The 17,067-nt window shown below is 63.2% G+C and carries 14 protein-coding genes and 1 pseudogene; 13 read left to right on the top strand and 2 right to left on the bottom strand.

Going from position 1 to position 17,067, the window contains the following annotated elements; genetic code table 11:
* Positions 1-2 precede the first annotated feature (2 nt).
* From BUB53_RS00075 to eda, 4 genes are all read left to right on the top strand, one after another.
* On the top strand, positions 3-2,246 hold the full coding sequence (locus tag BUB53_RS00075; protein WP_073031338.1) for a TRAP transporter permease: 2,244 nt from the start codon (positions 3-5) through the stop codon (positions 2,244-2,246).
* Positions 2,230-3,489 carry an NAD(P)/FAD-dependent oxidoreductase gene (locus BUB53_RS00070; protein WP_073031337.1) on the top strand — a complete coding sequence of 420 codons (1,260 nt, stop codon included), beginning with the start codon at positions 2,230-2,232 and terminating at the stop codon, positions 3,487-3,489. Before BUB53_RS00075 ends, BUB53_RS00070 begins: the two co-directional genes overlap by 17 nt.
* A 63-nt stretch (positions 3,490-3,552) precedes the next feature.
* Positions 3,553-5,373: a phosphogluconate dehydratase gene (edd, locus tag BUB53_RS00065; protein ID WP_073031335.1), complete on the top strand. Its 1,821-nt coding sequence runs from the start codon at positions 3,553-3,555 to the stop codon at positions 5,371-5,373.
* On the top strand, positions 5,373-6,023 hold the full coding sequence (gene eda / locus BUB53_RS00060; RefSeq protein ID WP_073031333.1) for a bifunctional 4-hydroxy-2-oxoglutarate aldolase/2-dehydro-3-deoxy-phosphogluconate aldolase: 651 nt from the start codon (positions 5,373-5,375) through the stop codon (positions 6,021-6,023). Before edd ends, eda begins: the two co-directional genes overlap by 1 nt.
* Here eda and BUB53_RS00055 read toward each other — a convergent pair.
* Entirely contained in the window at positions 6,014-6,718 is a 705-nt protein-coding gene (locus BUB53_RS00055; protein ID WP_073031331.1) for a GntR family transcriptional regulator, read from the bottom strand. The two genes, eda and BUB53_RS00055, sit on opposite strands and share 10 nt — an antisense overlap.
* A 241-nt stretch (positions 6,719-6,959) precedes the next feature.
* Between BUB53_RS00055 and BUB53_RS00050 the strand changes: the two genes are divergently transcribed.
* The 9 genes and pseudogenes from BUB53_RS00050 to BUB53_RS00010 all read left to right on the top strand — a co-directional run.
* A complete protein-coding gene (locus tag BUB53_RS00050; RefSeq protein ID WP_073033637.1) occupies positions 6,960-8,504 on the top strand; it encodes an ABC transporter substrate-binding protein in 1,545 nt (514 codons plus the stop codon).
* Positions 8,505-8,601: 97 nt separating this feature from the next.
* Positions 8,602-9,567, top strand: a complete 966-nt coding sequence (locus tag BUB53_RS00045; RefSeq protein ID WP_073031329.1) for an ABC transporter permease — start codon at positions 8,602-8,604, stop codon at positions 9,565-9,567.
* Positions 9,568-9,579: 12 nt separating this feature from the next.
* Positions 9,580-10,419, top strand: coding sequence for an ABC transporter permease (locus BUB53_RS00040; protein WP_200797764.1), 840 nt, complete (start codon positions 9,580-9,582; stop codon positions 10,417-10,419).
* A gap of 3 nt (positions 10,420-10,422) precedes the next feature.
* On the top strand, positions 10,423-12,033 hold the full coding sequence (locus BUB53_RS00035) for an ABC transporter ATP-binding protein (RefSeq protein WP_073031328.1): 1,611 nt from the start codon (positions 10,423-10,425) through the stop codon (positions 12,031-12,033).
* Entirely contained in the window at positions 12,030-13,409 is a 1,380-nt protein-coding gene (locus BUB53_RS00030) for an amidase family protein (protein ID WP_073031326.1), read from the top strand. Before BUB53_RS00035 ends, BUB53_RS00030 begins: the two co-directional genes overlap by 4 nt.
* Before the next feature lie 109 nt (positions 13,410-13,518).
* A complete protein-coding gene (locus BUB53_RS00025) occupies positions 13,519-14,253 on the top strand; it encodes a succinate dehydrogenase/fumarate reductase iron-sulfur subunit (RefSeq protein ID WP_073031325.1) in 735 nt (244 codons plus the stop codon).
* Positions 14,246-14,578, top strand: a complete 333-nt coding sequence (locus tag BUB53_RS00020; RefSeq protein ID WP_073031323.1) for a succinate dehydrogenase — start codon at positions 14,246-14,248, stop codon at positions 14,576-14,578. The genes BUB53_RS00025 and BUB53_RS00020 overlap by 8 nt, the downstream gene beginning before the upstream one ends.
* Positions 14,575-14,916, top strand: coding sequence for a succinate dehydrogenase, cytochrome b556 subunit (gene sdhC / locus BUB53_RS00015; protein WP_229709469.1), 342 nt, complete (start codon positions 14,575-14,577; stop codon positions 14,914-14,916). The genes BUB53_RS00020 and sdhC overlap by 4 nt, the downstream gene beginning before the upstream one ends.
* Before the next feature lie 3 nt (positions 14,917-14,919).
* Positions 14,920-16,125, top strand: a pseudogene (locus BUB53_RS00010) (L-aspartate oxidase); the annotation flags it as partial.
* 51 nt (positions 16,126-16,176) lie between these two features.
* Here the strand turns inward: BUB53_RS00010 and BUB53_RS00005 are convergent.
* Positions 16,177-16,884: an IS6 family transposase gene (locus BUB53_RS00005; RefSeq protein WP_073031319.1), complete on the bottom strand. Its 708-nt coding sequence runs from the start codon at positions 16,882-16,884 to the stop codon at positions 16,177-16,179.
* Positions 16,885-17,067 lie beyond the last annotated feature (183 nt).

Below are 17,067 nucleotides of genomic sequence, written 5' to 3'. Positions count from 1 at the left end.
GAATGGCCAGTGACCGCCTGTCCACGGATCTGGACGCCAAGCAGCTCGAAGAGCTGGAAAAGAAATACGACAGCGCCCTCAATACCCGAGACAACGGGCCAACCCTGACACGGGCCATCTATTGGATAACGATCCTGTTCGCGGCCTACCATGTCTGGACCGCCGGGTTCGGAACGCCGGTGGATCATATCCATATGGGCATTCATCTGGCCGGGCTTTTCCTGTTCATCTTCATCTATTTCCCCGTGCGGCGCACGCCTGCCAGCCTCTCCTATGACGGCGCAGGACCACTGAAACCGGGCAATGTTCCGCTTTACGACTGGGCAATCTCACTGGCGGCAATACTGGCTGCGCTGTTTCTGTGGATCAGCTGGCGCGGCCTCGACATCCTTGGACTCGACATTCCCGAACAGGCACTGCGTCAGGGCAACCCGACCACGGTCGACGTGATCCTGGGAACCGTCCTGATCTTTGCCACTCTCGAAATCGCGCGGCGCACCATCGGCTTTGTGCTGCCGTTGATCATTCTCGTCTTCATGGCCTACGCCCTGTTCGGTCCGTCGATGCCGGTACAAATCCTGCAACACCCAGGGGTCGACTGGCGCCAGTTCGTCAACAACATGTATTTCCCGTCCGAGGGGATATTCGGCATCACCCTGTGGGTCGTCTCGACCGTGGTGTTCCACTTCGTCCTTTTCGGCGTCGTGGCACAGCGCATGGGGCTGGGGCAGTTCTTTGTCGACAACGCCATGATGCTGGCCGGGCGCTATACCGGCGGGCCGGCCAAGGTCTCGGTGGTGTCCTCGGCCTTTTTCGGAACCATCTCGGGAAGTTCCATCGCGAATACCGTTTCCACCGGCTCATTGACCATCCCGAACATGAAAAAGATGGGCTATCCGGGCCATTTTGCCGGAGGGGTCGAGGCGGCCTCGTCGGCAGGTGGACAGATCACCCCGCCGATCATGGGCGCGGCCAGTTTCCTCATGGCCGAGTATCTCGAGGTGCCTTACACCACCATCGTGATCGCAGCCATCGTGCCGGCCATGATGCATTACATCGGCGTCCTCTCGATCGTGCATTTCACCGCCAAACGGCTGGGACTGCACGCCTACCCCAAGGATCAGTTGCCGAAATTCATGCAGGTCTGGCGCGATGGCTGGTATACGATCATCCCGCTGATTGCCCTGCTGATCGTTCTGTTTTCGGGCTATTCGCCCAACATGGCGGCCTTTATCGGCCTGGCCCTGTGCATCGTGGTGGGGTTTTGTGCCTTTGACCGCCCCCTGACACTGGCCATTCCACTGGCGTTACTGGCCTTCATATTCTGGAAGGCCTCCCCCGCCAGCGGCGAAGGCTTCTCGGCCACGCTTGCCGGTATCCTTGCGGCACTCACCATCCTCGGCTCACTGCACCGGAACGAGCGCAAGGATTTCAGGGATCTGATCGACAGCTTCCATGTGGGTGTTCAATATGCCCTCGCGGTCGGGGCAGCCTCGGCAGCGGTGGGCATCGTCGTGGGGGTTATCAACACCACCGGCGTCGGCTTCCGCATGGGCTTTATGGTCACGAACGGCGCGGCGGATATCGCGACATGGCTGCATGGGGTCATCGGATGGATTCCGGTCGAGGCCTTCATGCAACCCTCGCTCCAGCAATTCATCTCGCTGGTTCTGATCGCCATGGCCTGTATCCTCATGGGGGCGGGCCTGCCGACCACGGCGCTTTATATCATGCTGGTGGCCGTCGCGACGCCCGCACTCAGCCAGCTTGGCGTGCCGCCGCTGGCGACGCATATGTTCGTGCTGTATTACGGCGTGATTTCCGAAATCACCCCACCGGTCTGCGCCTCGGCCTATGCGGCTGCGGGCATCGCCGGGTCCAACCCGTTCCGCACGGGCCTGAACGCCTTTACGCTGGGGTTGGGCAAGCTGCTGGTGCCAATGGTCTTTGTCTATGCGCCCACGATCCTGATCGTCCTGCCCGAACATTTCACCCTGATATCCTTCATCCAGGTTTCGCTGACCTGTGCGGCGGGTGTGTTTGCCATCGGCACCGCGGTGGCCGGGTATTTCATCGACCGTATGGGCGGGCTGTCCCGGTTCTTCATGATTGCCGGAGGTTTGCTGCTGGTCGCCCCAAGCGGGTCGAGCGACCTTCTGGCGCTTGCGGTCATTGTGCTGGTCGCCCTGCCCCAGTTTCTTCGCAAACGAGCTAACGGGATCGTCGACAATGCCACCGAACACTGATCGGCCCGTCACCATACTGGGCGGCGGCGCCGTCGGTCTGTGCACGGCTCTGGAACTGGCCGGGCATGGCGTGCCCGTGCGCCTGATAGACCGTGATACGCCGGGAAGCGGCGCATCCAGCGGAAATGCCGGGGTGATCTCGCCTTTTTCCGTGGTGCCCCAATCCATGCCCGGCATTTGGAAAAAGGCTCCCGGCTGGGTGCTGGACCCTCTTGGCCCGGTCACCATACGCGCACGCCACCTGCCCCGTTTCCTGCCGTGGGCGTTAAGGTTCATCCGGAACGGCACCGAAACGTCAGCGCGCCAAAGCTCTGCCGCGATGGCAAACCTGACCTCGGGCAGCATCGAAATGTACCGCCACCACCTGTCCGGCACGGGCCATGAGGGGCTGGTCCGCAGCGCCTGCTACGTTCTGGCCAGCCGCGATCCCGCGATGGTCACCGACAGTGGGCTGGACAGCGAGTTGCGCCGCGTGGCCGGGGCGCGGGTGGAGCGGATCGGCGCCGCCGATCTCCATGATCTCGAACCCGATCTCGCCCCCGAATTCCGCGCGGCGGTACTGATCCACGGGCAAGCCCGCGCCACCTCGCCCGGACGGATCATGCAGGTCCTTACCGACAAACTGCGCACCATGGGCGGGGAGGTGCTGCAAACCGAGATCCGCGATCTGCGCCCCGATCCGCAAGGCGGCTGGACACTCGATTGCACGGGGGAAACCCTGCATGCCGACCGGCTGATCGTTTCGGCAGGGGCATGGTCGGCCCGCCTCTTGGCCCCGTTGGGGCTGAAACTGCCGCTCGAGGCTGAGCGCGGCTATCATGTGATGTTCGCCGATCCGGGCGTGACGCTGAACAACTCGGTCATGGATACCGACCGGAAATTCGTGGCCAGTTCGATGGAGGACGGCCTGCGCGCCGCCGGAACGGCAGAATTTGCCGGTCTGGATGCACAGCCCGATCCGCGCCGGGCCGAAACGATCGCCACCGTCGCCGGTCACATGCTGCCCGGCCTGAACATCGCCCGGAAAACCACCTGGAGCGGGCTGCGCCCCTCCTTTCCCGACAGCCTGCCCGCAATCGGAGAGGTTCCCGGACACAAAGGGCTGTTTGCGGCGTTCGGCCATTCGCATTACGGATTGATGATGGCGCCGCGTACAGGCCGTATCGTGGCCGATCTGGTTCGTGGCATCCGGCCCAATGTCGATCTGTCCCCCTACAGGGTCGATCGTTTCGGTTCCGTTTGAAACCCATTGATCCGGCTGATATGTTATCGCTAACGCGCATATTTGCATCAGCCGGACCCGCCAATGCCGATCAATCCGATCATTCAGGACGTCACCGACCGTATCCGAAAACGGTCTGCTCCGCATCGAAACGCCTATCTCGAACGGGTTCGTCGTGCTGGCGAAACCGGTCCGAACCGGGCACATCTGAGCTGCGGGAACGAGGCGCATGCCTATGCCGCCATGGGCGGCGACAAGGACCGGCTTGCCACGCATCGCGCCCCCAACCTGGGCATTGTGACCGCCTATAACGACATGCTGTCGGCGCATCAGCCATTTCACCGGTTTCCCGACCTGATCAAACAGGCCGCACGCGCAACCGGTGGCACGGCGCAGGTCGCAGGCGGCGTTCCGGCGATGTGCGACGGGGTCACCCAGGGCCAGCCGGGTATGGAGCTTTCGCTGTTCTCCCGCGACGTGATCGCGATGGCGGCGGGCATCGCGCTGAGCCACAACACGTTTGATGCGGCGGCGTTTCTGGGCGTATGCGACAAGATCGTTCCGGGCCTGGTGATCACGGCGGCGACCTTCGGCCACCTGCCTGCGATCTTCATGCCTGCCGGGCCGATGACATCGGGCCTGCCGAACGATGAAAAGGCCAAGGTGCGTCAGAAATTCGCTGCCGGAGACATAGACCGCACTGCATTGATGGCCGCCGAAATGGCCAGTTATCACGGCCCCGGTACGTGCACATTCTACGGCACCGCCAACACCAACCAGATGCTGATGGAATTCATGGGCCTACACCTGCCCGGCTCCAGTTTCGTCACCCCCGACACGCCGTTGCGGGATGCGCTGACCAGGGCGGCAAGCGAACGCGTGCTGGCGATCACGGCGCTTGGCAACGCATATACACCCGCAGCCGACGTGCTGGATGAACGCGCCTTCGTGAACGGCATGGTCGGGCTGATGGCGACGGGCGGCTCGACCAATCTGGTGCTGCATCTGCCCGCAATGGCCCGCGCAGCCGGTATCATCCTATTGCCCGAGGATTTCGCCGCCATTTCGTCGGTTACGCCCCTGATGGCCAAGGTCTATCCCAACGGTCTGGCCGACGTGAACCATTTCCATGCGGCGGGCGGCCTCCAGTTCATGATCGGTGAGCTTTTGCAGGCCGGATTGCTACATGACGATGTCAAGACGGTCGCCGGTCCGGGCCTGAGCCGTTATACGCAGGAGCCGAAACTGAAAGATGGCGTGGCCGTTTGGGGGGATGGTCCCGGCCAGACCGGCAACGACCGAATTCTGCGCCCTGCAACAGACCCGTTTCAACCCACCGGCGGATTGCAGGACCTGTCGGGCAATCTTGGCACCGGGATCATGAAAGTCTCGGCTGTCGATCCCGATCTGCATGTGATCGAAGCCCCGGTGCGCGTGTTCCACGATCAGGATCAGGTCAAGGCCGCTTTCCGCGCCGGCGAATTCACCGGCGATTGCGTGGTCGTCGTGCGGTTTCAGGGACCGCGCGCCAATGGAATGCCCGAGTTGCACGGGCTGACACCGACCCTGTCGGTCCTTCTGGATCGCGGGCTGCGTATCGCGCTTGTCACCGACGGGCGTATGTCGGGGGCCTCGGGCAAGGTGCCCGCCGCCTTGCATATCAGCCCCGAGGCCGCGCTTGGTGGCCCCCTGGCGCGGCTGCGGGACGGTGATGTGGTGCGCGTCGATGCCCGCGCCGGGCGGCTTGACGTTTTGAACGATGGCGCGCTCGATCGCGCACCGGCCACGCCGGACCTGTCGGCCAATACACACGGAACCGGGCGCGAACTGTTCGAGCTTTTCCGCCAATCCACCGGCTCGACAACGCTTGGTGCGTCTTCTCTTTTCCCGCAGGAGCCCTCCTGATGACCCCGCAAGAGATCAGCCGCCGGACCCGTGCGCTCTGCACCCTCGTGCCGGTCATTCCGGTTCTGGTCATCGACGATCCCGCCACCGCCGCACCGCTTGCGCGTGCGCTTGTCGCCGGGGGCTTGCCCGTTCTCGAAGTGACCCTGCGCACCCCCGCCGCGCTGGACGCAATGGCCCAAATGGCCCAGGTCGAGGGCGCCATTGTCGGGGCCGGAACGGTCCTGACAGCCGAAGACGTAAAGGCCTGCAAGACCGCCGGAGCAAGCTTTGCCGTTTCGCCGGGCAGCACCCCGAACCTGCTCGACGCCTGCGAAGCCGCCGCGCTACCCGTCTTGCCGGGGGCAGCCACGGCAACCGAAGTCATGACGCTTCTGGAGCGCGGCTATGACATGTTGAAATTCTTCCCCGCCGAAGCCTCGGGCGGCGTGCCTGCGCTCAAAGCCATTGGCGCGCCCTTGCCGCAGGTGTCGTTCTGTCCGACCGGTGGGATAACGCCGGACAGCGCCCCGTCCTACCTGGCCTTGCGCAATACGCTTTGCGTCGGCGGCAGTTGGGTCGCTCCACCCGATGCCATTCTGGCCAAAGACTGGGACCGGATTACGGAACTGGCCCGCGCCGCCAGCCGTATCCCCCGCGCTCAAACCTGAGCGCCGCTTTCGGCTTCGAGCTTGCGAAAATGGCCGACCACAGCCTCACGGGCGACGCCGATATGATAATCCATCGCCTCGCGTGCGGCGATTTCATCCCCGGTTTCCAGCGCGTCGACGATCAGATAATGATTGCGCGCCACCTTTCCCGGCTCGTCGAACACCCTTTCGATCAGCGCCGTGCAGGCCTGAATTTCCGAGGCCAGCTTGTCGAAGACGGCCAGAAAGCGGCGGTTCCCACTATGTTCCACGATTGTCCGGTGAAACTTCAGGTCGATACCGATCTGATAGATCAACTGGCTGTCCTGTGACAAACCGACCATCTCGTCGATCTGCGCCAGCAATGTCGGAATGATCTCGCCGCTTCGCCCTTCGCGAACGACACGCGCCGTGGCCTCGCGCTCGATACACAGGCGCAGTTCATACAGCGAATCGAGATCCTCGGAATCGATCGTGCGCACAAAAAACCCGCGATTGGCTTTTGAAACCAGCAAACCCGCACTTTCCAGCAACCGCCCCGCTTCGCGCACCGGCGCGCGGCTGACGCCCAGATCCCGTGCAATCACGGATTCCGCCACCCGATCGCCGGGTTTCAGACGGCCCGATACAATCGCATCGGTCAGCATCTGCGCGATCCTCTGTGACAGGGCATCGCGCGTAAGAGGTTCGAAAAGTGGCTGCTTCTGACGCGTCATGGTTCAACGGTAACCTTCAAATTGTCGCCTGTCGACAATTTTGCTTGACTCTTGCGCACCCCCACGACGAACCTGTGTCAGCGGAGGGTTGCGCTAACAGTCAAATCCCCGCACGATCACAACTGCGCCAAAAGATCGGGACACCGGCAGAGCGCAAAAGGAAAACACTGGCGATCACGCTTGCCTGCCCGAAATGGCGGGTGGTGATACAGCGCCGGACAATTCCAATTGGGAGATACAGATGAAGAACCTCGTTACCGCATCCTTGCTGTCCCTCGGGCTGGCCCTTCCGGCCATGGCCCAAGACGCAGGCGGGCGCCTCGACATCGTGGTGCAGCCCGAACCGCCCAGCCTGATGCTGGGCCTGGTTCAGAACGGCCCCACGCAGCTTGTCGCGGGCGACATCTATGAAAGCCTGCTGCGCTATGACACCGATCTGAACCCGCAGCCGTCGCTGGCCGAGTCCTGGGAAATCTCGGATGACGGCATGACCTACACCTTCCACCTGCGCGAAGGCGTCAAATGGCATGACGGGGAACCCTTTACGGCCGAAGATGTCGTTTTCTCGGTCGATACATTCCTGCGCGAGACCCATGCGCGCCTGCGCGTCAGCCTTGAACATGTCGATACGATCACCGCGCCGGACGATCACACCGTCGTCTTCAAGATGAAGAACCCCTTCGGCCCCTTCATCGGCGTGTTCGAGGCCGGCACCATGCCGATGGTCCCCAAACACATCTATGAAGGCACCGATTTCGCCACGAACCCCGCAAACAATACGCCCATCGGCACCGGCCCCTTCAAGTTCGAGGAATGGCAGAAGGGCAGCTATATTCACCTGGTCAAGCACGAGGATTATTACCTCGACGGGCAACCCTATCTGGACGAAGTCTATTACCGGGTGATCCCCGATGCCGCCTCGCGCGCCGTCGCCTTTGAAAATGGCGAGGTCGATGTTCTGCCCGGCGGGTCGGTCGAGAACTGGGACGTCAAGCGCCTGACCGAAATGGACAACGTCTGTTCGACCGGCAAGGGCTGGGAATACTTCGCGCCGCACGCCATGGCATGGATGAACAACCGCGAAGGCCCGACCTCGGACAAACTGTTCCGCAAGGCCGTCATGTACGCGATGGACCGCGAATTCGTGAAAGACGTGATCTGGAACGGTTTCGGCAAGGTCGCGACCAGCCCCGTGTCCTCCAAGACCAATTTCTACACCGACGACACGGTCATGTACGATCAGGACCCCGAAAAGGCCAAGGAACTGCTGGCCGAGATGGGCTATGACGGCACACCGGTGCGCATCCTGCCCCTGCCCTATGGCGAAACCTGGCAGCGTTGGGCCGAGGCGATGAAACAGAACCTCGAAGAGGTCGGCATCAACGTCGAAATGGTCGCCACCGATGTGGCGGGCTGGAACCAGAAACAGGCCGAATGGGACTTCGATATCGCCTTCACCTACCTCTATCAGTACGGTGATCCGGCGCTTGGCGTGGCGCGCAGCTACCTGAGTTCGAACATCGCCAAGGGCAGCCCGTGGAACAACGTCGCTGGCTATGACAACCCGGAATTGGACGAGATGTTCGCCGAGGCCGCCGTTGGCGCAACCCCGGAGGCACGTCAGGAAATCTATACGAAGATTCAGCAGCAACTGGTCGATGACGTCCCCGTTGCGTGGCTGCTCGAAATCGAGTTCCCGACGATCTATCGTTGCGAAGTTCAGGATCTCGTCACCACCGCCATCGGCGTGAACGACGGGGCGCGCGACGCCTGGATCAAGCAATAACGCCCCGCGCGTTTTACCGGCTGGCCCGGACTGAAATCCGGGCCGGTCCTTCCTGTCGCGCATTGCGCGTTCCACGACAAACCGTCAGGCTGACCATATGACACTTGCCGCCGCCATATTCGGGCGCGCCGCCAAGGCGGTGATCACGCTCCTGCTGATCGTCATCCTCAATTTCTTTCTCATCCACGCCGCGCCCGGCGACCCGGCGATGGTCATGGCTGGCGAAGCCGGAGCCGCGGACGAGCAATTCATCCAGCAACTGCGCGAACAGTTCGGGCTGGATCAGCCGCTTTACGTCCAGTTCTGGAATTACGTCTCGGGCGTTCTGCAACTGGATCTGGGCTATTCCTATCGTCAGCAAATGCCGGTCCTGGACCTGATCCTCGACCGCCTGCCCGCCACATTGCTGCTGACGCTGACCGCCTTCGGCATGTCGCTGCTTCTGGGCATTGCCTTCGGGCTGGCGGCGGCGGCACGTCAGGGCAAGTGGGGTGACACGGCGATCACTTCGATGGCGCTTCTGTTTTACGCCACACCGCTGTTCTGGGTGGCGCTGATGGCCGTGGTGCTGTTCTCGGTCAAGCTGGGCTGGTTCCCCGCCTTCGGTTACGAAACCGTCGGCGCGGGGTTCACCGGGCTGGAAATGATCCCGGACCGGCTGAAACACCTGTTCCTGCCAGCGCTGACGCTGGGGCTGTTCTTCATGGCGGTCTATCTGCGCATGACACGCTCTTCGGTGCTGGAAGTCAGCCAGATGGATTTCGTCAAGACCGCCCGTGCCAAGGGTCTGGCCGAGGGCACGATCCGCCGCCGCCACATCCTGCGCAACGCGCTGTTGCCGGTGGTCACGCTGGCGGGCCTGCAAGCCGGGCAACTGGTGGGCGGTGCGGTTCTGACCGAAACCGTCTTTGCCTGGCCGGGCATCGGGCGGCTCATGTTCGAAAGCCTGACCGCACGGGATTACAACACCCTTCTGGGCGTGTTCCTTGTCTCGGCGGCGATGGTCATCGCATTCAACATCATCACCGATATCGTCTATCGGCTGATCGACCCGCGAATCTGAGGAGGCAGGACAATGATGGATTTCCTCAAACGCTTTTCCCGCAACCGCGGTGCACTGATCGGGCTGATCATCCTGCTCACCGTTGTCCTGCTGGCGGTGTTCGCACCGCTGCTTTATCCCGACAGCCCGTGGAAAATGGTGCAACGGCCCTTCCTGCCACCGTTCAGCACCGATGGCTTCTTGCTGGGCACCGACACACTGGGCCGCGATGTCGCGGCGGGACTGGTGCACGGGGCGCGGGTATCGCTGATCGTCGGGCTGGTCTCAACCCTTGTGGCATTGCTGATCGGCGTGCCGCTCGGCGCCTTCGCCGGGTTCTATGGCGGGCTGATCGATGACGGCGCCATGCGCTTTACCGAGTTTTTCCAGACGATCCCCAATTTCGCACTGGCCATCGTTCTGGTCGCCATTCTGGAACCCACCCTGCCCACGATCACGCTGGCCATCGCCATCGTCAGCTGGCCGCCCGTCGCCCGCCTTGTCCGGGCCGAGGTGCTGTCGCTGCGCAAACGCGAGTTCGTCGATGCCGCCCGTCTGGCGGGACTGTCGAACACGCGTATCCTGTTCGGCCATGTGCTGCCCAATGCCATGTCGCCGATCATCGTCATGGCCTCGCTGATGGTGGCCACGGCGATCCTGCTGGAAAGCTCGCTGTCGTTCCTCGGGCTTGGCGATCCCAACATCATGAGCTGGGGCTACATGATCGGGGCCGCGCGCACCGTGATCCGCTCGGCCTGGTGGCTCAGCTTCATTCCGGGCGTGGCGATCCTGCTGACGGTGCTGTCCCTCAACCTGATCGGCGAAGGGCTGAACGACGCGCTCAACCCGCGTCTGGCCAGAAAGGGGCGCTGAGACATGGATGCCGTTCTTTCCATTCAGGACCTCGCGATCTCCCTGCCTCCGGGGGCTGACCGTGACTATGCCGTCCAGAATATCAGTTTCGATCTGAATGCCGGTGAAATCCTGTGCGTCGTCGGTGAATCCGGGTCGGGCAAGTCGATGACCGCCAACGCCCTGATGGGTCTGTTGCCCGATCAGGTCGAGGTCGCGCGCGGCGTGGCGCAGTTCGAAGGGCGTGACATGCTCGCTCTGCCCGATACCGAGCGGCGCAAGCTGCGCGGCGACCGGATCGGCATGATCTTTCAGGAACCGATGACCGCGCTCAACCCGCTGATGCGCATCGGCGATCAGATCGCCGAGGTGTTCGAGGCCCATAACCGTCACACACCCCCGGAACGGCGCGAAAAGGCTCTGGCCCTGATCCGCGAGGTCGGCCTGCCCGACCCCGAAAAGATCATCCGCGCCTATCCGTTCCAGCTGTCCGGCGGTCAGCGCCAACGCGCGATGATCGCCATGGCCCTTGCGCTGGACCCCGCGATCCTGATCGCGGACGAGCCCACCACGGCGCTCGACGTGACGACGCAGGCGCAAATCCTCGACCTGATCAAGACGATCCAGGAACGCCACGGCATGGCGGTGATGTTCATCACCCATGATTTCGGCGTGGTGGCGGAGATCGCCGACCGGGTGATCGTCATGCGGTATGGCGAGATCGTCGAACAGGGCGCGGCCCGGGAGGTGCTCAGCAACCCGCAGCACGACTATACCCGCGCCCTGCTCGACGCGATCCCCTCGGATAGCGTGCCCACCCCCGAGCCGGTCACCGAACCGCCGGTCCTGGAAGTCCGCGATCTGCGCAAGACTTTCGTCACCTCTGGCGGCCTGTTCAAACCGACGCGCAGCGTAACGGCCATTGACGGCGTATCGTTCAGCATCGCCCGGGGCGAGGTTCTGGGTATCGTCGGTGAATCCGGCTCGGGCAAATCCACCGTGGGCCGCGCCATCGTGCGGCTTGTCGAAGCCGACAGCGGCGAGGTGATCCTTGACGGGCAGGACATGAACGCCCTGTCCCCCGCCGAACTGCGCACCGCACGCCGCCGCGTGCAGATGATCTTTCAGGACCCTTACGCCTCGCTCAATCCGCGCAAGAAAATCCTGCACGCGCTGTGCGAAGGTCCGATCGTGCAAGGCGTGCCCAAAGACAAGGCCCAGGCGCGCGCGCACGAATTGCTGGAAATCGTCGAACTGGACCCCGGCGCGGCCGACCGATATCCGCATGAATTCTCGGGCGGGCAGCGGCAGCGCATCGGCATCGCCCGCGCCCTGGCGATGGACCCCGACCTGATCATCGCAGACGAGGCCGTTTCGGCGCTGGATGTCTCCATTCAGGCGCAGGTTCTGGAACTGCTGCGCGATCTGCAACAGCGCCTTCACCTGTCGCTGATGTTCATCACTCACGACATGCGCGTGGCGGCGCAACTGTGTGACCGGGTGGCGGTGATGCAATTCGGCAAGCTGGTCGAGATCGGCCCGGTGGCCGAGGTGTTCCTCAACCCCAAGGCCGAATACACCCGCAACCTGCTGGCCGCCGTGCCCGGCACCGAATGGCAGGTGGGCGCCGCATGACGCCGCTCTGGACCCTGACCGCCACCGAACTGGTTCAACTCATTCAGCGTGGCGATGTCAGCGCCCGCGAGGTGACCGAAAGCACATTGTCGCGCATCGACGCCGTGAATGCCGAGTGCAACGCCATTGTCGCCCGCTGCGATGACGAAGCCCGTGCCGCTGCTGACGCAATAGATGCCGCCCGCGCCCAGGGGCTGGACACCGGGCCGATGGCCGGTGTTCCGGTCACCATCAAGGTCAATACCGATCAGGTGGGCCATGCCACCACCAACGGGCTGCGCCGCCAGCGCAACCTGATCGCAACGCAGGACAGCCCCGTCGTGTCGAACCTGCGCAAGGCCGGGGCGGTCATCGTCGGGCGCAGCAACACCCCGGCGTTTTCCCTGCGCTGGTTCACCCGCAATTCCCTGCATGGCCATACGACCAACCCGCGCGCTCCGGGGATCACCCCCGGCGGATCGTCGGGCGGGGCTAGCGCGGCGGTGGCCGCCGGGATGGGCCCCGTGGCGCATGGCACCGACATCGCAGGCTCCATCCGCTACCCGGCCTATGCCTGCGGCATCCACGGCCTGCGCCCGTCGCTTGGCCGCGTTCCGGCCTTCAACACATCGGCGCCCGACCGCAATATCGGCGCCCAATTGATGGCGGTGTCCGGCCCTCTGGCCCGTTCGATCCCCGATCTGCGGCTGTCGCTTGCCGCCATGGCGCAGCCCGACCTGCGCGATCCGTGGTACACACCCGCCCCCTTGCGTGGCCCCACCCTGCCCCGACGTGCCGCCCTGTGCCTTGCCCCCGACGGAATGGAGGTCGACGCCCCGGTCAAGGACGCCCTGCGCGCCGCCGCCTCGCGCCTTGCCGCGGCCGGCTGGCAAATCGACGAGGTCGACACCCCGCCCGTCCACGAGGCCATGCGCCTGCAACTGATCCTGTGGCTGTCGGAGATGCGCATCGGTGCGCATGACGCCATCATCGACGAGGACGACCCCGACGCGCTGGCGATCTACGACTATCTTCAGGCCATCGTGCCCGAGTCCGAACCGCCCGCGGTGCTGGAGGCATTGCGCGGCCGCTCGCGCCTCATGCGGCAATGGCGGGCCTTCCTGTCCGATTACCCGGTGATGCTGTGCCCGGTCTCGGGCGAATTGCCATTTGACGATCTGCGCGACGTGATCAGCCAATCCGAATTCGAAGCGATCATCGCCGCGCAGGCGCTTCAGATCGGCCTGCCCTTCCTCGGGCTTCCGGGACTGAGCGTCGCCACGGGAACGGCACAGGGCCGCCCTGTCGGGGTGCAACTGGTCGCGAACCAGTTCCGCGAGGATATCCTCTTGGACGCCGGGGACATCATCGCCGGAATCGTACCGACAGCACTGTAGGAAACCGTTAGAAAAACTAACGATAACTCTAAGAATTTATTCCTTTTTGTTAGCTGTATTCGGAAATATAACTGGTCGCCGAACCTGAACTCAGCGACGGAGCCCTCTTTTGTCCAAGCCGGAACAGACACTCGACGTTACGGTCTGGCGCGGCACCGCGGCGGGCGGCGAACTTGAAACCCACAAGGTTCCGGCGCACGACAACCAGACCGTTCTGGACGTGGTCAGCTGGATTCAGCACCATTCCGATCCCACCCTGACCTATCGTTTCGCCTGTCGTGTCGGCATGTGCGGCAGTTGTGCGATGATGGTCAACGGCATCCCCCGCTGGACCTGCCGCACCCATGTGGGCAAGGTGGTGGATGAAGGAAAACTGACCATCGAACCGCTGCGCAACCTGCCGGTCATCAAGGACCTGGCCGCCGATATGGACGCGTTTTTCGATAAATGGGTCGCGGCGGAGGGGCTACATCACCCCACCCAGTCCCGGCAGGACCCGATCGAACCGATTGACGCAACCACCCCGGCGCGCAAGCAGGCCAATGCCGGGATCGAATGTATCAATTGCGCGGTCTGCTACGCCGCTTGCGATACGGTGGCGGGCAATCCCGAATATCTCGGCCCCGCCGCCCTACAACGTGCCTGGACCTTACTGAACGACACCAGGGATGGCGCGCGGGCCACCATCCTCGATGCGGTGTCGGGCGCGGGCGGTTGCCATAACTGCCACTCGATGGGCTCCTGCACGCAATATTGCCCGAACGAGCTCGATCCGATGAGCGCCATCGCCGGTGTCAAACGCGAAACGGTGCGCCATGCCCTGCTGAGGCGCAAGGATGCTTGATCTGCGGCTATACATGGCGCAGCGCCTGTCGGCGCTGATCATGGCGCCGCTCGTGCTGGGGCATATCGCGGTGATGATCTATGCCATTCAGGGCGGGCTCAGCGTGGCGGAAATCCTTGGCCGCACCCAGGGATCGGCCTTCTGGTTCGCGTTTTACGGCCTGTTCGTCCTGGCGGTATCGGTACATGCCGCCATCGGCCTGCGGGTGATCGCACATGAATGGGTGGGGCTCCGGGGCATGGCGTTGTCATTGTTCACATGGGCCACCGGCCTTGGCCTCTTTACACTCGGAGCACGCGCCGTCTGGGCCGTGACCTTCGCATGAAAACACCGCCGCGCGCGCACCCCCTCTGGCTGGCCTTCATCCTGCACCGCCTGTCCGGGCTGGCGCTGGCGCTGTTCCTGCCGCTGCATTTCTGGACCCTGTCCAGGGCCATCACCGCGCCCGACAGTCTGGACAGCTTCTTTGCGCTGACCGAACTGCCCATGGTCAAACTGGCCGAATTCGGGCTGGTCTTTCTGCTGGCGGTCCACCTGTTCGGCGGGCTGCGCCTTCTGGCGCTGGAGTTCCTGCCCTGGAGCAACAGCCAGAAAACGCTGGCCGCCGCCGCCGTGGGCGTTGCGGTTCTGGTGTCCGGCTCCTTTTTCCTGAATGCGATCTGACCCATGCGCCCTGACATTGACCATCACGACACCGATATCCTGATCCTCGGCACCGGGGGCGCGGGCCTGTTCGCCGCGCTGCACGCGCAACAGGCCGCGCCCGAGGGGACGAAAATCACCATCGCCGTGAAGGGGCTGATCGGGAAATGCGGCTGCACCCGCATGGTTCAGGGCGGCTATAACGTCGCTCTTGGCGGCGGCGATACGGTCGAGCGGCACTTCATGGACACGATCAACGGCGGCAAGTGGCTTCCCAATCAGGACATGGCCTGGCGGCTGTGTGAGCAGGCCGTGATCCGCATTCACGAGCTGGAAAACGAGATTGGCTGCTTCTTCGACCGCAACCCCGACGGCACCCTGCACCAAAAGGCCTTTGCCGGGCAGACTGCCGATCGCACCGTGCACAAGGGCGACCTGACCGGCATCGAAATCATCAACCGCCTGATGGAACAGGTCCTCTCGCGCCCCGTCGAGAAATTGCAGGAACACCGCGCCATCGGCCTGATCCCCACTCGCGACGGCAGCGCGCTGGCTGGCGTGCTGATGATCGACATGCGCACCGGGCGCTTCCGCTTCGTGCGGGCCAAGACCGTGCTGATGGCCACCGGCGGCGGCCCGACCATGTACAAGTATCACACGCCCTCGGGCGACAAGACGATGGACGGGCTTGCCATGGCGCTGCGCGCGGACCTGCCGTTGCGCGACATGGAAATGGTACAGTTTCACCCCACCGGCCTTCTGGCGGGCGATCATACAAGGATGACCGGCACGGTTCTGGAAGAAGGGCTGCGCGGGGCTGGCGGGCATCTTCTGAACGGGTCCGGCAATCGCTTCATGTTCGATTACGACGGCAAGGGCGAACGCGCCACGCGCGACGTGGTCAGCCGTGGCATTTACGAGGAAATGCGCAAAAGCAACACCTCGGAAAACGGTGGGGTCTACATCTCGATGGGGCATCTCGGCCCGGACTTCGTGACCGAGAAATTCAAAGGCATGGTCAAACGCTGCGCCGATTGCGGTTTCGATCTGGCCGGTGGCCGGGTCGAGGTGGTGCCGACCGCGCATTACTTCATGGGTGGCGTTGTGGTCGATGTGGATACCCGCACCGCGCTCGAAGGGCTTTACGTGGCGGGCGAGGATGCCGGCGGCGCGCATGGCTCGAACCGGCTGGGCGGAAATGGCGTGGCCAATTCCACCGTCTATGGCGGTGCTGTCAGACTAATGCGACACGGTCTCCGCAAGGGCAGGCAAGCTGACCCGTCAGGCCGCGAAAAGGCCGCGCCACTCGGCGAGGGCGGCGGCACGGTTCTGCTTGAAGATCGAGCGCGAGGAGAGGCTACGTTCCTGGTTGAAGTGGTTGTGAACCGAGGCGTGGACGGAGGCAAATTTCTGCAGACATCGCATTTGCCGGAAGCGCTGCATCGCCCGTTCCCGCCTTCGGAATGGCAGATGTGAATTCTCCGCGCGGTTGTTCATCCACCGCCCCATCTCGCGATCGTCACCCCGCCCCATATCCTTCAGGGCGGCACCGTAGCTGCGGAGACGATCGGTCACCACGTCCCGGGGTCGACCATGCCGCTTCATCGATTTCCTGAGGAACTTCAACGCCGCAGCCTTGTCCCGTGTGACCGTGACAAAGCTCTCCAGCACCTCCCCCTCATGATCAATGGCCCGCCACAGATAGTGCTGCTTGCCGTTGATCTTCACGAACATCTCGTCCAGATGCCAGCGCCACTGGCTCGATCGCATGCTCTGCACCCGGCGCTTCCGGATCTCGGCCGCGAATATCGGCCCGAACCTGTTCCACCAGTACCGGACTGTCTCGTGGCTCACCTCAACACCCCGCTCGTGCAACAGGTCCTCCACGTTCCGGAGCGACAGGGGGAAGCGAATATACAGCATCACCGTGAGGCGGATGATCTCGGGTGACGTCTTGAAATATCGGAACGGGCTGCGCTTCTGGGTCATCCCTGCAGACTACGCGCACGCCCTGCCCCGCTCAAGCTGGGTTCCTCTGACACATCCCCCTGCCCGCCTCAAGCCAAGTTCCTCTGACATGACCCCTGAGCCTATACATTGTCGAATAGTGCGGAAAGTTTTGTGCTGTTCTGCGAGTGATTAGGATTTGGTTTGCGCGGTGCTGACGGTGCT

The sequence above is a fragment of the Roseovarius pacificus genome, from assembly GCF_900142665.1.
Taxonomy (GTDB): Bacteria; Pseudomonadota; Alphaproteobacteria; order Rhodobacterales; family Rhodobacteraceae; genus Roseovarius; species Roseovarius pacificus.
This window is presented reverse-complemented; position numbering and strand designations above follow the sequence as displayed.

What these genes read in the sequence shown, in the direction of transcription:
- BUB53_RS00055 (WP_073031331.1), bottom strand. Translation starts at nt 6,718, where the DNA reads ATGACGCGTCAGAAGCAGCCACTTTTCGAACCTCTTACGCGCGATGCC.
- BUB53_RS00045 (WP_073031329.1), top strand. Translation starts at nt 8,602, where the DNA reads ATGACACTTGCCGCCGCCATATTCGGGCGCGCCGCCAAGGCGGTGATC.
- edd (WP_073031335.1), top strand. Translation starts at nt 3,553, where the DNA reads ATGCCGATCAATCCGATCATTCAGGACGTCACCGACCGTATCCGAAAA.
- BUB53_RS00020 (WP_073031323.1), top strand. Translation starts at nt 14,246, where the DNA reads ATGCTTGATCTGCGGCTATACATGGCGCAGCGCCTGTCGGCGCTGATC.
- BUB53_RS00035 (WP_073031328.1), top strand. Translation starts at nt 10,423, where the DNA reads ATGGATGCCGTTCTTTCCATTCAGGACCTCGCGATCTCCCTGCCTCCG.
- BUB53_RS00040 (WP_200797764.1), top strand. Translation starts at nt 9,580, where the DNA reads ATGATGGATTTCCTCAAACGCTTTTCCCGCAACCGCGGTGCACTGATC.
- BUB53_RS00005 (WP_073031319.1), bottom strand. Translation starts at nt 16,884, where the DNA reads ATGACCCAGAAGCGCAGCCCGTTCCGATATTTCAAGACGTCACCCGAG.
- BUB53_RS00050 (WP_073033637.1), top strand. Translation starts at nt 6,960, where the DNA reads ATGAAGAACCTCGTTACCGCATCCTTGCTGTCCCTCGGGCTGGCCCTT.
- BUB53_RS00030 (WP_073031326.1), top strand. Translation starts at nt 12,030, where the DNA reads ATGACGCCGCTCTGGACCCTGACCGCCACCGAACTGGTTCAACTCATT.
- eda (WP_073031333.1), top strand. Translation starts at nt 5,373, where the DNA reads ATGACCCCGCAAGAGATCAGCCGCCGGACCCGTGCGCTCTGCACCCTC.
- sdhC (WP_229709469.1), top strand. Translation starts at nt 14,575, where the DNA reads ATGAAAACACCGCCGCGCGCGCACCCCCTCTGGCTGGCCTTCATCCTG.
- BUB53_RS00075 (WP_073031338.1), top strand. Translation starts at nt 3, where the DNA reads ATGGCCAGTGACCGCCTGTCCACGGATCTGGACGCCAAGCAGCTCGAA.
- BUB53_RS00070 (WP_073031337.1), top strand. Translation starts at nt 2,230, where the DNA reads ATGCCACCGAACACTGATCGGCCCGTCACCATACTGGGCGGCGGCGCC.